Source organism: Klebsiella ornithinolytica NBRC 105727 = ATCC 31898 (genome assembly GCF_001598295.1).
GTDB classification, from domain to species: Bacteria; Pseudomonadota; Gammaproteobacteria; order Enterobacterales; family Enterobacteriaceae; genus Klebsiella; species Klebsiella ornithinolytica.
The window spans coordinates 78,474-93,619 of the sequence record NZ_BCYR01000007.1 but is presented as its reverse complement, the minus strand read 5'-3'; the positions used below and the strand labels follow the sequence as shown (position 1 = coordinate 93,619).

At 57.7% G+C, this 15,146-nt stretch carries 17 protein-coding genes; 11 read left to right on the top strand and 6 right to left on the bottom strand.

Annotation, left to right across the window (positions count from 1 at the left end):
- The first annotated feature begins 94 nt into the window (after nucleotides 1-94).
- From ppiB to mnmH, 5 genes are all read left to right on the top strand, one after another.
- The gene (gene ppiB, locus ROR01S_RS15155; RefSeq protein WP_004858873.1) at nucleotides 95-589 is read left to right on the top strand and encodes a peptidylprolyl isomerase B; all 495 of its coding nucleotides are present in this window, start codon (nucleotides 95-97) and stop codon (nucleotides 587-589) included.
- Between the two features lie 3 nt (nucleotides 590-592).
- Nucleotides 593-1,315, top strand: coding sequence for a UDP-2,3-diacylglucosamine diphosphatase (gene lpxH / locus ROR01S_RS15150; RefSeq protein ID WP_004858872.1), 723 nt, complete (start codon nucleotides 593-595; stop codon nucleotides 1,313-1,315).
- A 119-nt stretch (nucleotides 1,316-1,434) separates the two neighbouring features.
- Nucleotides 1,435-1,944 carry a 5-(carboxyamino)imidazole ribonucleotide mutase gene (purE, locus tag ROR01S_RS15145; RefSeq protein ID WP_004858870.1) on the top strand — a complete coding sequence of 170 codons (510 nt, stop codon included), beginning with the start codon at nucleotides 1,435-1,437 and terminating at the stop codon, nucleotides 1,942-1,944.
- Nucleotides 1,941-3,008, top strand: a complete 1,068-nt coding sequence (purK, locus tag ROR01S_RS15140) for a 5-(carboxyamino)imidazole ribonucleotide synthase (protein ID WP_015585002.1) — start codon at nucleotides 1,941-1,943, stop codon at nucleotides 3,006-3,008. The genes purE and purK overlap by 4 nt, the downstream gene beginning before the upstream one ends.
- Before the next feature lie 185 nt (nucleotides 3,009-3,193).
- The gene (gene mnmH, locus ROR01S_RS15135) at nucleotides 3,194-4,270 is read left to right on the top strand and encodes a tRNA 2-selenouridine(34) synthase MnmH (protein ID WP_064359632.1); all 1,077 of its coding nucleotides are present in this window, start codon (nucleotides 3,194-3,196) and stop codon (nucleotides 4,268-4,270) included.
- Between the two features lie 103 nt (nucleotides 4,271-4,373).
- Here mnmH and ROR01S_RS15130 read toward each other — a convergent pair whose 3' ends face one another.
- On the bottom strand, nucleotides 4,374-5,519 hold the full coding sequence (locus ROR01S_RS15130; RefSeq protein ID WP_044346317.1) for a porin: 1,146 nt from the start codon (nucleotides 5,517-5,519) through the stop codon (nucleotides 4,374-4,376).
- 209 nt (nucleotides 5,520-5,728) lie between these two features.
- On the opposite strand from ROR01S_RS15130, the gene ROR01S_RS15125 reads away from it, so the two are divergent.
- On the top strand, nucleotides 5,729-6,037 hold the full coding sequence (locus ROR01S_RS15125; RefSeq protein ID WP_004858861.1) for a monooxygenase: 309 nt from the start codon (nucleotides 5,729-5,731) through the stop codon (nucleotides 6,035-6,037).
- Nucleotides 6,038-6,188: 151 nt separating this feature from the next.
- On the opposite strand, the gene ybbP is transcribed toward ROR01S_RS15125, so the two are convergent.
- Together ybbP and ybbA are read right to left on the bottom strand one after the other, a co-directional pair.
- Entirely contained in the window at nucleotides 6,189-8,603 is a 2,415-nt protein-coding gene (gene ybbP, locus ROR01S_RS15120) for a putative ABC transporter permease subunit YbbP (RefSeq protein ID WP_064359631.1), read from the bottom strand.
- Complete coding sequence (gene ybbA, locus ROR01S_RS15115; RefSeq protein ID WP_032716774.1) at nucleotides 8,600-9,286, bottom strand: putative ABC transporter ATP-binding protein YbbA; 687 nt, start codon at nucleotides 9,284-9,286, stop codon at nucleotides 8,600-8,602. The genes ybbP and ybbA overlap by 4 nt, the downstream gene beginning before the upstream one ends.
- Between ybbA and tesA the strand changes: the two genes are divergently transcribed.
- Genes tesA through ROR01S_RS15100 form a run of 3 tightly spaced genes read left to right on the top strand, consistent with a single transcriptional unit; the run spans nucleotide 9,257 to nucleotide 11,592 of the window.
- Nucleotides 9,257-9,880: a multifunctional acyl-CoA thioesterase I/protease I/lysophospholipase L1 gene (gene tesA / locus ROR01S_RS15110; RefSeq protein WP_032689237.1), complete on the top strand. Its 624-nt coding sequence runs from the start codon at nucleotides 9,257-9,259 to the stop codon at nucleotides 9,878-9,880. The genes ybbA and tesA overlap by 30 nt on opposite strands.
- Nucleotides 9,870-10,679, top strand: coding sequence for an SDR family oxidoreductase (locus ROR01S_RS15105; RefSeq protein WP_160873212.1), 810 nt, complete (start codon nucleotides 9,870-9,872; stop codon nucleotides 10,677-10,679). The genes tesA and ROR01S_RS15105 overlap by 11 nt, the downstream gene beginning before the upstream one ends.
- Nucleotides 10,680-10,737: 58 nt before the next feature.
- Nucleotides 10,738-11,592: a co-chaperone YbbN gene (locus tag ROR01S_RS15100; RefSeq protein WP_004858849.1), complete on the top strand. Its 855-nt coding sequence runs from the start codon at nucleotides 10,738-10,740 to the stop codon at nucleotides 11,590-11,592.
- Between the two features lie 110 nt (nucleotides 11,593-11,702).
- Here the strand turns inward: ROR01S_RS15100 and fetB are convergent, their stop codons facing one another.
- Complete coding sequence (gene fetB / locus ROR01S_RS15095; RefSeq protein WP_044346325.1) at nucleotides 11,703-12,485, bottom strand: iron efflux ABC transporter permease subunit FetB; 783 nt, start codon at nucleotides 12,483-12,485, stop codon at nucleotides 11,703-11,705.
- Entirely contained in the window at nucleotides 12,472-13,149 is a 678-nt protein-coding gene (gene fetA / locus ROR01S_RS15090; RefSeq protein WP_048022916.1) for an iron efflux ABC transporter ATP-binding subunit FetA, read from the bottom strand. Before fetA ends, fetB begins: the two co-directional genes overlap by 14 nt.
- Before the next feature lie 139 nt (nucleotides 13,150-13,288).
- Here fetA and ROR01S_RS15085 point away from each other — a divergent pair, with 139 nt between their 5' ends.
- A complete protein-coding gene (locus ROR01S_RS15085) occupies nucleotides 13,289-14,206 on the top strand; it encodes an SPFH domain-containing protein (protein ID WP_004858844.1) in 918 nt (305 codons plus the stop codon).
- The gene (locus ROR01S_RS15080; RefSeq protein ID WP_004858842.1) at nucleotides 14,203-14,667 is read left to right on the top strand and encodes an NfeD family protein; all 465 of its coding nucleotides are present in this window, start codon (nucleotides 14,203-14,205) and stop codon (nucleotides 14,665-14,667) included. Before ROR01S_RS15085 ends, ROR01S_RS15080 begins: the two co-directional genes overlap by 4 nt.
- Here ROR01S_RS15080 and cueR read toward each other — a convergent pair.
- Entirely contained in the window at nucleotides 14,664-15,074 is a 411-nt protein-coding gene (gene cueR, locus ROR01S_RS15075; RefSeq protein ID WP_004858840.1) for a Cu(I)-responsive transcriptional regulator, read from the bottom strand. The genes ROR01S_RS15080 and cueR overlap by 4 nt on opposite strands.
- Between the last annotated feature and the right edge of the window lie 72 nt (nucleotides 15,075-15,146).

Below are 15,146 nucleotides of genomic sequence, written 5' to 3'. Positions count from 1 at the left end.
AGGTGATCGAACCCGGCGGTTATGCTATAACAGCCCCCTATGTCACGCCCAACTTTGGGTTTAAGCACCACAATCATCGGAACAGGATGCAAAAATGGTTACTTTCCACACTAATCATGGCGATATCGTCATCAAAACCTTTGACGACAAAGCGCCGGAAACAGTTAAAAACTTCCTGGATTACTGCCGCGAAGGTTTCTACAACAACACCATTTTCCACCGTGTTATCAACGGTTTCATGATCCAGGGCGGCGGCTTTGAGCCAGGCATGGAGCAGAAAACCACCAAATCCCCGATCCAGAACGAAGCCAACAACGGTCTGAAAAACACCCGCGGTACTCTGGCCATGGCCCGTACTCAGGCACCTCACTCCGCCACCGCGCAGTTCTTCATTAACGTTGTCGATAACGACTTCCTGAACTTCTCCGGTGAAAACCTGCAGGGTTGGGGCTACTGCGTATTTGCCGAAGTGGTTGAAGGTATGGACGTGGTCGACAAAATCAAAGCGGTGGCTACCGGCCGCAGCGGCATGCATCAGGATGTGCCGAAAGAAGATGTGGTGATCAAAAGCGTCACCGTCAGCGAGTAATTCGTGGCGACACTTTTTATTGCGGATTTGCATCTGCAAACAGAAGAACCGGCGATCACCGCCGGTTTTCTACGCTTTTTAGCCGGCGAAGCCCGCGAGGCGGACGCGCTGTATATCCTTGGCGATCTGTTTGAAGCCTGGATTGGCGATGACGATCCGAACCCGCTGCATCAGCAAATCGCCTCGGCAATCAACGCATTAACTCAATCCGGCGTGCCCTGCTATTTTGTTCACGGCAACCGCGACTTTCTCGTGGGCCAGCGGTTCGCACGCGCCTGCGGGATGCGGCTGCTGGCGGAAGAAAACGTGCTCGATCTGTATGGCCGTCGGGTCCTGATCATGCACGGCGATACGCTGTGCACCGACGATCCGGGCTATCTGGCTTTTCGTGCCAAAGTCCATACACCGTGGATTCAGCGTCTGTTCCTTGCCCTGCCGCTGTTTATTCGCCGCCGTATCGCCGCCAGAATGCGCGCCGACAGCAAAGCGGCCAACAGCAGCAAGTCGCTGGAAATCATGGATGTCAATCCGCAGGCCGTGGTCGACGCGCTGGAAAGACATCAGGTGCAGTGGCTGATTCACGGTCACACGCATCGCCCTGCCGTCCACCCGCTAGAGGCCAACGGCAAACCGGCATTTCGCGTCGTCCTCGGCGCCTGGCACAGCGAAGGGTCGATGGTCAAAGTCAGCAAAGACGACGTTGAGCTGATCGCATTCCCGTTTTAATTTCCAGCGCATTTTCACCCCATCACCGGTGACGCAACCGTTTTCCTTGCCGAAAGATCATGTTATTCTCTGTGGCCTCTAAAGCAGTGTGAAGCACACCCACAGGAGTTTTAAGACGCATGTCTTCCCGCAATAATTCGGCGCGTATCGCCATCGTGATGGGGTCCAAAAGCGACTGGGCTACCATGCAGTTTACCGCAGAAATCCTTGATGCCCTGAACGTTCCGTACCATGTTGAAGTGGTCTCCGCACACCGGACGCCCGATAAGCTGTTTAGCTTTGCCGAAGACGCGGAAAGCAACGGTTATCAGGTGATTATTGCCGGCGCGGGCGGCGCGGCGCATCTGCCGGGCATGATTGCGGCGAAAACTCTGGTGCCGGTATTAGGTGTGCCGGTGCAAAGCGCGGCGTTAAGCGGCGTAGACAGTCTCTACTCTATTGTTCAGATGCCGCGCGGAATTCCCGTCGGCACGCTGGCCATCGGCAAAGCCGGTGCCGCCAATGCGGCCCTGCTGGCGGCGCAGATTCTGGCGGTGCACGATGCCGAACTGCATCAGCGCCTGAGCGCCTGGCGCCAGGCCCAGACCGATGAGGTGCTGGAGAATCCGGATCCGCGGGGTGCGGCATGAAGCAGGTTTGCATCCTTGGCAACGGCCAGCTAGGCCGGATGCTGCGCCAGGCCGGTGAACCGCTGGGTATCGCCGTCTGGCCAGTCGGTCTGGAAGCCGATCCTGAAGCGGTGCCGTTTCAGCAAAGCGTGATCACTGCCGAAATCGAACGTTGGCCGGAAACGGCGCTCACGCGTGAACTGGCGCGCCACCCGGCGTTTGTTAACCGCGATGTGTTCCCGATCATTGCCGACCGTCTGACGCAAAAACAGCTGTTTGATAAGCTGGAGCTCGCCACCGCGCCGTGGCAGCTGCTGGCTGATAAAAGCGAGTGGCCGGCGGTATTCGCACGTCTGGGCGAACTGGCCATCGTTAAGCGTCGCGTGGGCGGTTACGATGGTCGCGGCCAATGGCGACTGCGCGAAAACGACATTGCGCAGCTGCCGGATGAAAACTATGGCGAATGTATTGTTGAGCAAGGCATCAACTTTTCCGCCGAAGTGTCGCTGGTTGGCGCCCGCGCGCAGGATGGCAGCACGGTGTTCTACCCGCTTACCCGCAACCTGCACCAGGAGGGCATTCTGCGTACCAGCGTCGCCTTCCCGCAGGCCAATGCCCGCCAGCAGGACCAGGCGGAAAGCATGCTTACCGCCATTATGAACGAGCTGAACTACGTGGGCGTGATGGCGATGGAGTGTTTTGTCACCGCTGACGGCCTGCTGATTAACGAGCTGGCGCCACGCGTGCACAACAGCGGTCACTGGACCCAGAACGGGGCCTCGATCAGCCAGTTCGAACTGCATCTGCGGGCGATTACCGGCCTGCCGCTGCCGCCGCCGGTAGTGAACAGCCCTTCGGTGATGATCAACCTGATCGGTAGCGATCTGAACTACGACTGGCTGAAGCTGCCGCTGGTGCATCTGCACTGGTACGACAAAGAAGTGCGTCCGGGGCGCAAAGTGGGTCACCTTAACCTGACCGACAGCGATACCGACCGCCTGAGCGCCACGCTGGAAGCCTTAAAACCTATTCTGCCGCCGGAGTACGCCAGCGGTATCTTCTGGGCGCAATCCCAGCTGGCTTAACCCTCCTGACACATTCTGGCGCCCGGCGCATCCGCCGCCTGTGCGCCCGAATGAAAACGGCTATTTGCCGGGGAATTGATCTTCGCCCTTCCCCGGCAGACATTCAGGCGCGTAGAATCCCCTCCTTGCTTTAAAGATTTTCTTATTTTAAAGACGCTTTCAGTTTGACTTCAGAAGGATGACCCATGAAAAATGGGACGGATTACCGCACCATTCTCACGGCGGACACGCCAATCATTGACGTCCGCGCCCCGATCGAATTCCGCCAAAGCGCACTTCCTGCGGCACTGAATCTGCCGCTGATGGACGACGCCGAACGCGCCGCCGTCGGCACCTGCTATAAACGACACGGCGCGGACGCGGCATTAGCGCTGGGCCATCAGTTAGTCAACGGCGAGGTGCGGGAAAAGCGTCTCGCCGCATGGCGTGATGCCTGTTTACGTTATCCGCAGGGCTATCTGTGCTGCGCCCGCGGTGGCCAGCGTTCGCACATCGTGCAACAGTGGCTACATGAGGCCGGCATCGAGTACCCGCTGATCGTCGGCGGCTATAAGGCGCTGCGCCAGGCCGCTATCCAGTTCACCGAAGAGCTGGTCCAACGCCCGATAGTGCTGATCGGCGGCTGTACCGGCAACGGCAAGACCCAGCTGGTCTGCTCCCGACCCGAGGGTATCGATCTGGAGGGACTCGCCCACCATCGCGGCTCATCGTTCGGCCGCACGTTGCATGACCAGCACGCCCAGGCAACATTTGAAAACCATCTGGCGGTGGCGATGTTGAAAAAAGCCGGGCAGCATCGTCGCTGGGTGCTGGAAGATGAAGGACATATGATCGGCGCGAACCACCTGCCGGAATGCATGCGTGAGCGCATGGCGCAATCGCCGCTGGCGGTAGTGGAAGACCCGTTTGAGATCCGCCTGGAGCGCCTGCGGGAAGAGTATTTTGACCGTATGCACCGTGATTTTATTGATGCTTACGGCGAAGAGAAAGGCTGGCAGGAGTACAGCGAATACCTGCATCACGGTCTGTTTGCCATTCGCCGTCGCCTGGGACTACAGCGTTTTGCCCAGCTCACCGCCCTGCTTGACGAGGCGCTGGCTTCGCAGCAGCGAGATGCTACGACCGATGCCCATTTTGCCTGGCTGGTGCCGCTGTTGAAAGAGTACTACGACCCGATGTATCGCTATCAGCTGAGCAAAAAAGCGGAAAAAATTATCTTTCGCGGCAGCTGGAATGACGTCGCCTCCTGGTTGACGAAGTAATCAAATTCCCTACAGCCCCGGCTAAGGCGTCGACGCCTTAGCCGGGGCCATGGGTGAGCCTGTAACCCCGGTAAGCGCTGCGCCACCGGGGAGTCGCAGCCGCTTAGAAGTCGTAGCGCAGACGCACCAGGTTCATATCGCCCAGGTTGTCGGTGCTGGACGTAAAGACGTGCTCATAATCAACGCGGAAACCGTAATCCAGCTGGAAGCTGATCCCCAGCCCGTTATCAATTCGCTGATAGTTACGGCCGTTGACGTACTCCAGGCGATCGCCCATAAAGTACGGCTGAATCGTTTTCACCGCGTACTGACCAATCGGGAAGGTATAACCGGCGAAGTACTCAATCCCCCAGGCATCCCCGGCGAAATAGTCGTAAACATCGGTTTTCTTCGTGGTCATAAAGTTCTGATACCAGCCGCCACCGAAGGAGAAGGTCCAGTTATCCGGTTTCCAGCTCAGCGCCGTACCGAGGATATTCTGATCATAGGTTTTGTTGTCTGCTGTTGACGGGTCGCGCATCTCGGCACGGGTGTAGTTCCACGCGGTCCCCCAGGTCAGGTCCTTAGTGATGTGATAATCCACGCCCACGGAACCGCCGCCTTTACGTTTATAGCGCAGGCCATTGCCCGGCAGATATTCATTATCTTCAAACAAATAAGAAGCATAGAGGTCAACGTCACCCGCCGTTTTCTTATATTTCAGCATATTACGGGAACGATACGAACCATCGTAGTCGCCGTTAATGCCGTTACCCGGCGCCTGGGCGATCATGTCGTAATCCCAGATATCGGTTTTCGCCCCAACCACATCGTAGTAAATACTGTTTTGCTGACCGTAGGTTAGTGTCCCCCAGGTGTCGCTCTTCAGCCCGGTGTACAACATACGGCGGCTCGTATTATTGGCGCCTTCCGCATAGTGGTTATCCCAGTCAAACAACGCCGGAATATTGACCCCCAGCTCGTAATAGCTGATCCAGCTAATATCATCAAACAGATAATAATCAGCGGCGAAGCGGAAACGGGTCCCGCCATCAAAACCATTACGTTTATAAGACCCTTTATCGCCGTCGCCGGACATCATGTTGAACTGCGGACGAATACTCCCGCCGACGGTAAAGTTGAGGCGGCTCAGCGGATCTCCGGCCTGCGGGTCCTGTTTCAGTAGCGTAATCTCAGCCTGGGATGCGAAAGAGGTTAACGCCAGTGCTGCGCCGATCGTCACCGCCAGCGCTTTTATTTTATGTGCCATGCTTTTTCCTTGAGTAATAAGCAACCTTATAGTTTCCAGCTGAATATTAACCGTGATTTGGCATGACGTGTTGTTGGGTTTTTAATGTTTAGTGCTGTTAAAAATCAGTGAGTTATCATTTTGTGCGTTTAAAAAGTCAGCGATTATCATTTCATCGTTCTGTCATTAAAATGAAGTACTACCGCTCAAACATTATCCATGGAGGAAGCATGTCGAAAAAACTACTGCAGCTGCACTTTGCCTTTAACGGCCCCTTCGGCAGCGAGATGTCCCGCCAGCTCGTGGAGCTGGCCGAGTCCATCAATCAGGAGCCGGGGTTTATCTGGAAGGTCTGGACTGAAAGCGAAAAGAACCACGAAGCGGGCGGGATCTATCTTTTCGAGGATGAAGAGACCGCCCTCGCTTATCTCAATAAGCATACCGCGCGCCTGAAATCACTCGGCGTTGATGAGGTTATCGGCAAAGTTTTCGACGTCAATGAACCGCTCACCGCGCTGAACCACGGTCATCTGCAATAGCGTTTATTTCGCGATAGCGCGCGTATTTTGCCGGGCGGCGGCTGACGCCTGACCCGGTCTACGGTTCCAATATATCAACAGGCTCTATTTTCCCGTCGGTTCGGGCAAGCGCAGCGTCGCCAGGCGCTTGCCCGATGAGGTCTCCCTCCAGTCACTGGCTGAACTGGCGAAACAAGGCTTTGCCTTTTAACAGACGCAACCCCAGCCAGCCGCCGCATAACGACAGCAGGAGCGCGCCGCACAGCGGTAACATCACCCACAGTCGCCAGTCCGGCGACCACGGAAAATCAAACACTTTGGTTTGTAGCATCGCCAAAGCCACCTCCGCGCCGATGGCCGCCACTATTCCGGAAACCACCCCCAGCAGCGCAAACTCCGCCCACAGCGTGGTACGCAACAGCGACTTTCCGGCCCCCAGCGTGCGCCAGACCACCAGCTCCTGATAGCGCTGGCGCATACCGACCTGAACCTGCGCCAGCAGCAGCAAAATGCCGCACGCGGTCACCAGCACCACCATCACCTCCAGCGCCCGACTGACCTGCGTCAACACCTGACCCACCTGACGGAGAATCGCGCCAATATCCAGCAGGCTGACGGTGGGGAATTCGCGGTTAAGCTGCGTCAACAGCGTATTGCCGTTATCCCAGCGGAAGCTGGTCAGCCAGCTCTGCGGCTGCTCGTCAAGCGCATTCGGCGGGAAGATAAAGAAGAAGTTTGGCCGCAGACTTTCCCAGTCAACTTTGCGTACGCTGGTGACCGTCGCGCTGAACTCCTGAGTATCGCCGGTAAAGGTCACGCTATCGCCAGGTTTGATCGCCAGCCGCTGCGCCAGTCCTTCCTCGATTGACACCTCTCCGGCTTTGGGCGGCCAGCTGCCGGCCACCAGCGGATTATGATCCGGCCGCTCGCTGCGCCAGGTCAAATTCAGCTCACGGTTCAACGCTTCGTCTTTATTGCTCTCCGCCGCCTGGCCGTTAATTTGCGTCAGGCGGGCGCGCACGATCGGGTAAAATTCGGTCGCCGTAACATGGTGTCCGGCGAGGAACGTTTTCACCGCAGCGACCTGCTCCGGCGCAATATTGATCAAGAAGTAATTGGGGCTTTCCGGCGGCAGCTGCTGCTGCCAGCGATCCAGCAGATCGCCGCGCAGCACCAGCAGCAGCGCCAGTAACATAAACGACAGCGAGAATGCCGCCAGCTGACTCAGGGTTGACCACGGCTGGCGCAGCAGACGGTTCACCGCCAGACGCAGCGGCAGCGCTTTCAGCGTCAACCGCTTCAGCATCCACAGCAGCCCCCAGCCCAACGCGCCGCACAGCAGCGCCAGCACCACGGCCCCGGCCAGTACCGCCCATAGCAGCGGGCTTCCGCCCATCAGCCAGGCCAGCAGAAGCACCACCACCGCACACACCAGCGGAATATAGAATTTCAGCGGCCAGACGTTGGCAACGATATCCTGACGCAGAACCCGCAGCGGCAGCGTTGCCAGCAGCAGGCGATAAGGTCGTAACCCCACCAGCAGCGAAATCACCACCATCGCGCCGATCGCCCACAGCCACGGCCAGCCGCTGGCCGGCGGTAAGGCCACCGGTAGCACCGGTTTTAGCATCAGCAGCAGAATCTGCTCTAGCCCCGCCCCCATCGCGCCGCCGGCCACCGCCGCCAGCGCCAGTAGCAGCAGCCACTGGCCGACAATAAGCTTACGCAGCTGCGCGCGTCCGGCGCCCAGGGTTTTCAGGATCGCCACCAGATCATAGCGGCTGCGGCAGTAATGGCTCATTGCCACTGCCACCGCGGCCACCGCCAGTAACAGAGTCAGCAGCGCGGACAGCAGCAAAAACTGCTGCGAGCGTTCCAGCGATTTGCCTAAGGCGCTGTCGTCCTGCTGCAGGCCGATCCAGCGATGTTCAGGCCCCAGCTTCGGCAGGAGCCACTTTTCATAGTCCGCCAATTGCTGCGGGGTTCCGGCGTACTTATAGCGCCAGGAGACGCGGCTGCCGGGCTGTACCGCGCCGGTTTTCGCCACATCGGCGGTGTTCATCATCAGCCGCGGCGCCATCTGGAAAGGGTTGAAGCCGGCATCCGGCTCTTGTATCACCTCGCCAGCAATACGCAGCGTGGCATCGCCGACATCGAGTGTATCGCCGATTTTTAAGTTCAGCAGCGCCATCAGGCGCGGAGCCAGCAGCACGCTTCCGGCCTGGGGTTTCAGGCCCGGCGGCTGCGTCTCCAGCTGACCGTAGAGCGGATAGGTATCGTCGACCGCCTTCACGTCCGCCAGCTGCGGCGTATCGCCGGCAAAGGTCATGGTGGCGAAGCTCAGCTGCTCTCCGACGGTGAGCCCGAGCCTGCGCGCCTCGTCAATCCACTCCGCAGGCACCTCGCGCGAGCTGCGCAGCGTCCGGTCCCCGGCCATAAATTCGCGGCTCTGCTGGCTGAGCCCCTTTTCCATTCGGTCGCCGATCGACCCCAGCGCCAGTACGCAGGCCACCGCCAGGCTCAGCGCCAGCCAGACTATCAGCAGCGAGGGCGAGCGCCATTCGCGCCAGAACCAACGGGCAATCATGCTTCCTCCCGCAGCTGGCCGTCCACCAGACGCAGCCGCCGATCGCAGCGCGCCGCCAGCAGCGGATCGTGGGTCACCAGAATCAGCGTGGTACCATGCTCTCGATTAAGGGAGAACAGCAGATCGGCAATTTTGTCGCCGGTATGGCGGTCAAGATTGCCGGTAGGCTCATCGGCAAACAGCAGCTCAGGCCGGCCGTTAAATGCGCGGGCGAGCGCCACCCGCTGCTGTTCGCCGCCGGAAAGCTGCGCCGGCAGATGATGGAGACGTTTCCCCAGCCCCAGCTGCTCCAGCAAAGCCCGGGCGCTGCCACGGCTTTGGTTATCGGTCTCACCGCGAAGCAGCGCCGGAAGCTCGACATTTTCCAGAGCATTAAGGGTTGGAATCAGCATAAATGACTGAAAGACAAAGCCGACATGTTTAGCACGCAGCCGCGCCCTCGCCTCTTCATCCATCGTATGCAGCGGCTGGCCGAGTAAGGAGACCTCGCCGCTGCTGCCGTCATCCAGCCCGGCAAGGATCGCCAGCAGGGTCGATTTCCCCGAACCCGACTCGCCAATCAGGGCGATGGTCTGCGCCGGTTTGACAACCAGCTCAACTCCGGTAAGGATGGAAAGCTGATGCTCTCCCTGACCGACGGACTTCTTAAGATGATGAACTTCAAGTATGTTTTCCGCTGGCATTTGCCTTTCCTGTTTCTGATTTTTTTTGCCTGCCGCGCCATGGCCGCAGACAAGCTATTGGTTCTTGGCGATAGCCTGAGCGCCGGTTATCGCATGGCCGCCAGCGCCGCCTGGCCTGCGCTACTCAACGATAAGTGGCAGACCACAACGCCGGTCATCAACGCCAGCATCAGCGGCGACACCTCGCAGCAAGGACTGGCAAGACTCCCGGCGCTGCTCAAACAGCATCAGCCGCGCTGGGTGCTGGTCGAGTTGGGGGGCAACGACGGGCTGCGCGGCTTCCCGCCCCAGCAAACCGAGCAGACTCTGCGGACGGTGATTCAGGATATCAAAGCCGCCAACGCTCAGCCGTTGTTGATGCAAATTCGCCTGCCCGCGAACTATGGCCGTCGTTATAATGAAGCCTTCAGCGCCCTGTACCCGGCCCTGGCCAAAGAGTTTGATATTCCTCTGCTGCCCTTTTTTATGGAAGAGGTCTATCTGAAACCCCAGTGGATGCAGGATGATGGCATCCATCCCAATCGCGATGCCCAGCCTTTTATTGCCGACTGGATGGCAACCCGGCTGGCCCCCTTAGTTAATCATGACTCCTGATCTTCAGGCGTCGCTTGCAGGTAAAGTTATGCAAAAATCGGTTTTAGTTACAGGCTGTTCCAGCGGTATTGGTCTTGAAAGCGCCCTCGATTTAAAACGCCAGGGCTTTAACGTCCTGGCCGCCTGCCGTAAAGCGGATGACGTGGCGCGGATGCAGGAGCTCGGGCTGACCGGTATTTTGCTGGACCTCGACGACCCGCAAAGCGTTGAACGCGCCGCTGCGGAGGTCATCGCCTTGACCAATAATCGCCTGTACGGGCTGTTTAATAATGCCGGATACGGCGTCTATGGCCCGCTCGCCACCATTAGCCGTCAACAGATGGAGGCGCAGTTTTCCGCCAACTTTTTTGGCGCACACCAGCTGACGATGTTACTTCTGCCGGCAATGGAGCCGCACGGCGAAGGGCGTATCGTCATGACCTCCTCGGTCATGGGGATCATCTCCAGCCCCGGTCGCGGCGCCTACGCGGCCAGCAAATATGCGCTGGAAGCCTGGTCCGATGCGCTGCGTATGGAGCTGCGCTATAGCGGCATTAAGGTCAGCCTGATTGAGCCCGGTCCTATCACCACCCGTTTTACCACCAACGTCAACCAAACCCAGCGCGATAAGCCGGTGGAGAATCCGGGTATCGCCGCACGCTTTACCCTCGGCCCGGAAGCGGTGGTGGAAAAAGTGCGCCATGCTTTTACCAGCGACAAACCGCAATTGCGCTATCCGGTGACCCTTGTCACCCACGCCGTGGCGCTGCTCAAACGCCTGCTGCCGACGCGACTGATGGACAAAATTATCCAGGGCTGAGTTGAAGCTCCGGCTGTCGCCCCCATGTATACCCAAAATCGACTAAAGAGATGCGCTCATGTCAGTACAGAATGTTATCAATATTACCGAAGCTAACCTGCACCAGACGCTGGAGCAATCCGTTACTGCGCCGGTGCTGTTTTATTTCTGGTCAGCGCGCAGCCAGCACTGCGAGCAGCTGACGCCGGTTCTGGAAGGGCTGGCTGCGCAATACAACGGGCAGTTCACGCTGGCGAAAGTGGACTGCGACGCTGAGCAGATGCTTGCCTCACAGTTTGGCCTGCGCTCAATCCCGACGGTTTATCTGTTCCAGAACGGCCAGCCGGTAGACGGTTTCGAAGGCCCGCAGCCGGAATCAGCCATCCGCGCGCTGCTGGATAAAGTCCTGCCCCGCGAAGAGGAGCTGAAAGCTCAGCAGGCGCTGGCGCTGATGCAGGAAGAAAAATATCTTGAGGCTCTGCCGCTGCTGAAAGACGCGTGGCAGATGTCGAACCAGGACAGCCAGATTGGCCTGCTGCTGGCGGAAACGCTGATCGCGCTGCAGCGTTCCGACGAAGCCGAAGCGGTGCTGAAAACCGTTCCGCTGCAGGATCAGGATACCCGCTATCAGGGGCTGGTCGCGCAGATTGAGCTGCTGAAACAGGCGGCCGATACGCCGGAAATTCAACAGCTGCAGCAGCAGGTTGAACAGCATCCAGAAGACGCCGCGCTGGCCGCTCAGCTCGCGCTGCAGCTGCATCAGGTTGGCCGTAACGAAGAAGCGCTGGCGCTGCTGTTCAGCCATTTGCAGAAGGATTTAGGCGCCGGAGATGGCCAGGTCCGCAAGATGTTGCAGGAGATCCTTGCCGCACTGGGTACCGGCGATGCCTTAGCGGCGAAGTACCGTCGCCAGCTCTATTCGCTGCTGTACTAATCCATCCGCCTCAATCCCCCGGTCGCGCAGCGCTCTGACCGGGGCCGAGGGCGGTACTGTCAGATAGCCCGGAGAAGGCGCACGCGCCGCCATCCGGGGAACTATCTCGTTTATGCGTGCTTTTTCAACTGCGTCACCACCAGCTGATGGCGGGCGTTAAAGAACTTCCGGTAGGTCAGATAGCCGGCGATAATCGTCGACAGACTGGCGGTGGAGAGCAGCATAAACGTCACCATTATCTGATACTTAATGGCCTTCACCGGATCAATCCCGGCAAAAATCAGCCCTGACATCATGCCGGGCAAACTCACCAGCCCCACCGTTTTAGCCGAATCAATGGTCGGGATCAGCGACGCGCGAATACTGTCGCGAATTAGCCCGGCAGCCGCCATTTTCGGCGTGGCGCCCAGACTGAGCTTCTCCTGAATTTGCTGCTGCTCGCTGTTAAAGCGCTGTCCCATATTGTTGTAGCACAGCCCGACCGCCACCATCGCGTTTCCGGCCACCATCCCGGCGATCGGAATCACCTGCATCGGCACAAAAGCAATGGAGCCGGAGAAGACCAGCACCGCCAGGGTCAGCCCTGCGCCGGTGGTAATGGCGATAAACGATGAGATGAAGGCCTTATCGATATATTTGCTGCGCTTTTGCGCGTTCCACGCCGCGTTAAAGCAAATAAACAGCACCATAAGCAGCGTCAGCAGCGCGTGGTTAACGTTGAAGATATATTTCAGGACGTAGCCGACAATAATCAGCTGCACCACCGCCCGGCAGATACTCCAGACGATATCTTTTTCCAGCGCCAGTTTTTCCCGGTAGCTTACAATAATCGCCACCAGTACCAGCACCATCGAAAGCGCCAGTGATTCGTTAGTAATATTATGCCCGTTCATGAGACACCTCCTGAGCGTTGCCGCCGGCGGGCTGCAACGTAATCACCTCATCAGCATGGGCAATTTCATTACGATCGTGGGTGACCCACAGCACCGCAATATTTTTTTCCGTCACATAACGATGAATAATATCGTTGACGTTGTGTTTATTACTTTCGTCCAGCGCGCTGGTAATTTCATCGAGCAACAATACCTGGGGCAAAAATTGCAAATTACGGATCAGCGAAACCCGCTGTTTTTCTCCCCCAGAAAGCTCATTGATTGATTTTTCCAGCGTATTTTCCGCAAGACCAAAGCGTTGTAAATCAGCAATCAGCGCTTTAGGATCCGGCTGCTGACGGCGAATCTGCCAGGGAAAAATCAGATTGTCATAGACCGAGTCACCAAACAGCGCCGGGGTCTGCGCGCAGTAGGAGACCTGCTGGCGGTAGGTTTCCGGCGACAGCGTCGTAATATCGCGTTCGGCAAAAAAAATCTGCCCGGAGGTGGGGCTCAGCAGCGAGGCGATAATTTTCAGCAAGGTGCTTTTTCCGCAGCCGGAAGGCCCGGTAATCAGCTTAAATTCTCCGGCCCGCAGCTGGAGGTTTATATTATTAAGTATGACCGTCTCGTCGACCTGAAAGCCAACATGCTCAAGACGCAAAATAGCGTTATTTTCCTTCATTATTGTTCCACTTTTTTCCCACAACCCAGCTAGTTTACTCCAGTTTCCTTTCGCCTGGATGAGGAGAAAGATATACTCAATTTAAACCTGCGTCATTTTTTCTGGCGCCTCATCAGGCAATAAAACAGGAGGTTTTTTGATGCTGATCTTTATCCCCGTACTCATTTTCGTCGCGCTGGTTGTCGTTATGGCGGGCGTTAAAATCGTCCCCCAGGGCTTCCAGTGGACCGTTGAGCGTTTCGGCCGCTACACCATGACGCTGCAGCCGGGTTTAAGCCTGGTGGTACCATTTATGGATCGCATTGGCCGTAAGATTAATATGATGGAGCAGGTGCTTGATATTCCCTCCCAGGAGGTTATTTCACGCGATAACGCCAACGTGACGATTGATGCAGTGTGCTTTATTCAGGTCATTGATGCGCCAAAAGCGGCTTATGAGGTCAGCAATTTACAGCAGGCGATCGTTAACCTGACGATGACCAACATTCGTACCGTTCTTGGCTCGATGGAACTTGACGAAATGCTCTCTCAGCGCGACAGCATTAACACCCGCCTGCTGCATATTGTCGACGAAGCAACGAACCCGTGGGGCGTCAAAATTACCCGCGTTGAAATTCGCGACGTGCGCCCGCCGGCTGAACTTATTGCCTCGATGAACGCCCAGATGAAAGCCGAACGAACCAAACGCGCCTATATTCTTGAAGCCGAAGGGATACGCCAGGCCGAAATTCTCAAAGCCGAAGGGGAAAAGCAGTCGCAGATCCTGAAAGCGGAAGGGGAACGCCAGTCGGCATTCTTACAGGCTGAGGCCCGCGAACGTTCTGCGGAAGCGGAAGCTCGCGCAACGCAGATGGTCTCGTCCGCTATCGCCTCCGGCGATATTCAGGCGATTAACTACTTTGTCGCCCAGAAATACACCGATGCGCTGCAGAAAATTGGTTCCGCTAATAACAGCAAAGTGGTGATGATGCCGCTCGATGCCAGCAGCCTGATGGGCTCCATCGCCGGTATCAGCGAGCTTATCAAAGAAGGTTCTGGCGAACGGAAAAAATCATGATCGCGCTCATTCTCGCCCATCCGCATATTTTCTGGCTGAGCCTCGGCGGGCTACTGCTGGCCGCTGAAATGCTGGGCGGCAACGGCTATCTGCTGTGGAGCGGCATCGCCGGCGTGGTCACCGGACTCCTCTCCTGGGCTCTGCCCTTCGGCTGGGAGTGGCAGGGCACGCTGTTCGCCGCGCTGACTTTGCTGGCCGCCTGGCTGTGGTCACACTGGCTGCGCAGACAGGTCGCGCGCCAGAAACCGGCCGACGCGCAGCTCAACCAGCGCGGCAAGCAGCTGGTCGGCCGCGTCTTCATGCTGGAAAGCCCGCTGATCAACGGCCATGGTCACGTGCGCGTCGGCGACAGCTCGTGGCCGGTGGTGGCCGATGAGGACCTTGCCGCAGGCAGCCACGTAGAGGTACTGGCCGTCGAAGGTATTACGCTGCGCGTGCGGGCCACCGCGCCACGCCGCTAAGCCTGCGTCTTGCGGTGACAGCAGCCGGAAAGGTTGTCGATAATTGGGCAATCGGCGCCGTCATCGCCGGGACAGGATTCCGCCAGCGCCAGCAGATGCCTGCGCATATTTTGCAATTCACTGATATGGCGCTCAATATCCGCAACTTTATCCAGCGTTCTGCGCTTAACGTCCGCACTGTGCCGCGACGGATCGTTAAACAGAAAGATCAGTTCGCGGCACTCCTCAAGATTAAAGCCGACCTGCCGCGCCTGGCGCAGTAAGGTCAGTTCATCCAGGTGTCGTTGACTGTAGCTGCGATAGCCGTTCTCACTACGCAGCGGCGGCGTGACCAGTCCCTTCTCTTCATAAAAGCGAATCGCTTTACTGGTTAAGCCGGTTTTTTTTGCCACATCGCTGATATTCACGAGTCCTCCGTCGATTGGCGCCTACAGAGCATCATTATAACCCACTTCCCTTCATCGCCTACCGGCGACGCC

Bases quoted from the DNA above. Each gene is read 5' to 3' on its own strand.
- ybbA (WP_032716774.1), bottom strand. From the start codon at position 9,286: ATGCCAGCGGAAAACATACTTGAAGTTCATCATCTTAAGAAGTCCGTC.
- ROR01S_RS15100 (WP_004858849.1), top strand. From the start codon at position 10,738: ATGTCAGTACAGAATGTTATCAATATTACCGAAGCTAACCTGCACCAG.
- ROR01S_RS15105 (WP_160873212.1), top strand. From the start codon at position 9,870: ATGACTCCTGATCTTCAGGCGTCGCTTGCAGGTAAAGTTATGCAAAAA.
- fetB (WP_044346325.1), bottom strand. From the start codon at position 12,485: ATGAACGGGCATAATATTACTAACGAATCACTGGCGCTTTCGATGGTG.
- ROR01S_RS15125 (WP_004858861.1), top strand. From the start codon at position 5,729: ATGTCGAAAAAACTACTGCAGCTGCACTTTGCCTTTAACGGCCCCTTC.
- purE (WP_004858870.1), top strand. From the start codon at position 1,435: ATGTCTTCCCGCAATAATTCGGCGCGTATCGCCATCGTGATGGGGTCC.
- ppiB (WP_004858873.1), top strand. From the start codon at position 95: ATGGTTACTTTCCACACTAATCATGGCGATATCGTCATCAAAACCTTT.
- ybbP (WP_064359631.1), bottom strand. From the start codon at position 8,603: ATGATTGCCCGTTGGTTCTGGCGCGAATGGCGCTCGCCCTCGCTGCTG.
- tesA (WP_032689237.1), top strand. From the start codon at position 9,257: ATGAACTTCAAGTATGTTTTCCGCTGGCATTTGCCTTTCCTGTTTCTG.
- fetA (WP_048022916.1), bottom strand. From the start codon at position 13,149: ATGAAGGAAAATAACGCTATTTTGCGTCTTGAGCATGTTGGCTTTCAG.
- ROR01S_RS15130 (WP_044346317.1), bottom strand. From the start codon at position 5,519: ATGGCACATAAAATAAAAGCGCTGGCGGTGACGATCGGCGCAGCACTG.
- ROR01S_RS15080 (WP_004858842.1), top strand. From the start codon at position 14,203: ATGATCGCGCTCATTCTCGCCCATCCGCATATTTTCTGGCTGAGCCTC.
- ROR01S_RS15085 (WP_004858844.1), top strand. From the start codon at position 13,289: ATGCTGATCTTTATCCCCGTACTCATTTTCGTCGCGCTGGTTGTCGTT.
- mnmH (WP_064359632.1), top strand. From the start codon at position 3,194: ATGAAAAATGGGACGGATTACCGCACCATTCTCACGGCGGACACGCCA.
- purK (WP_015585002.1), top strand. From the start codon at position 1,941: ATGAAGCAGGTTTGCATCCTTGGCAACGGCCAGCTAGGCCGGATGCTG.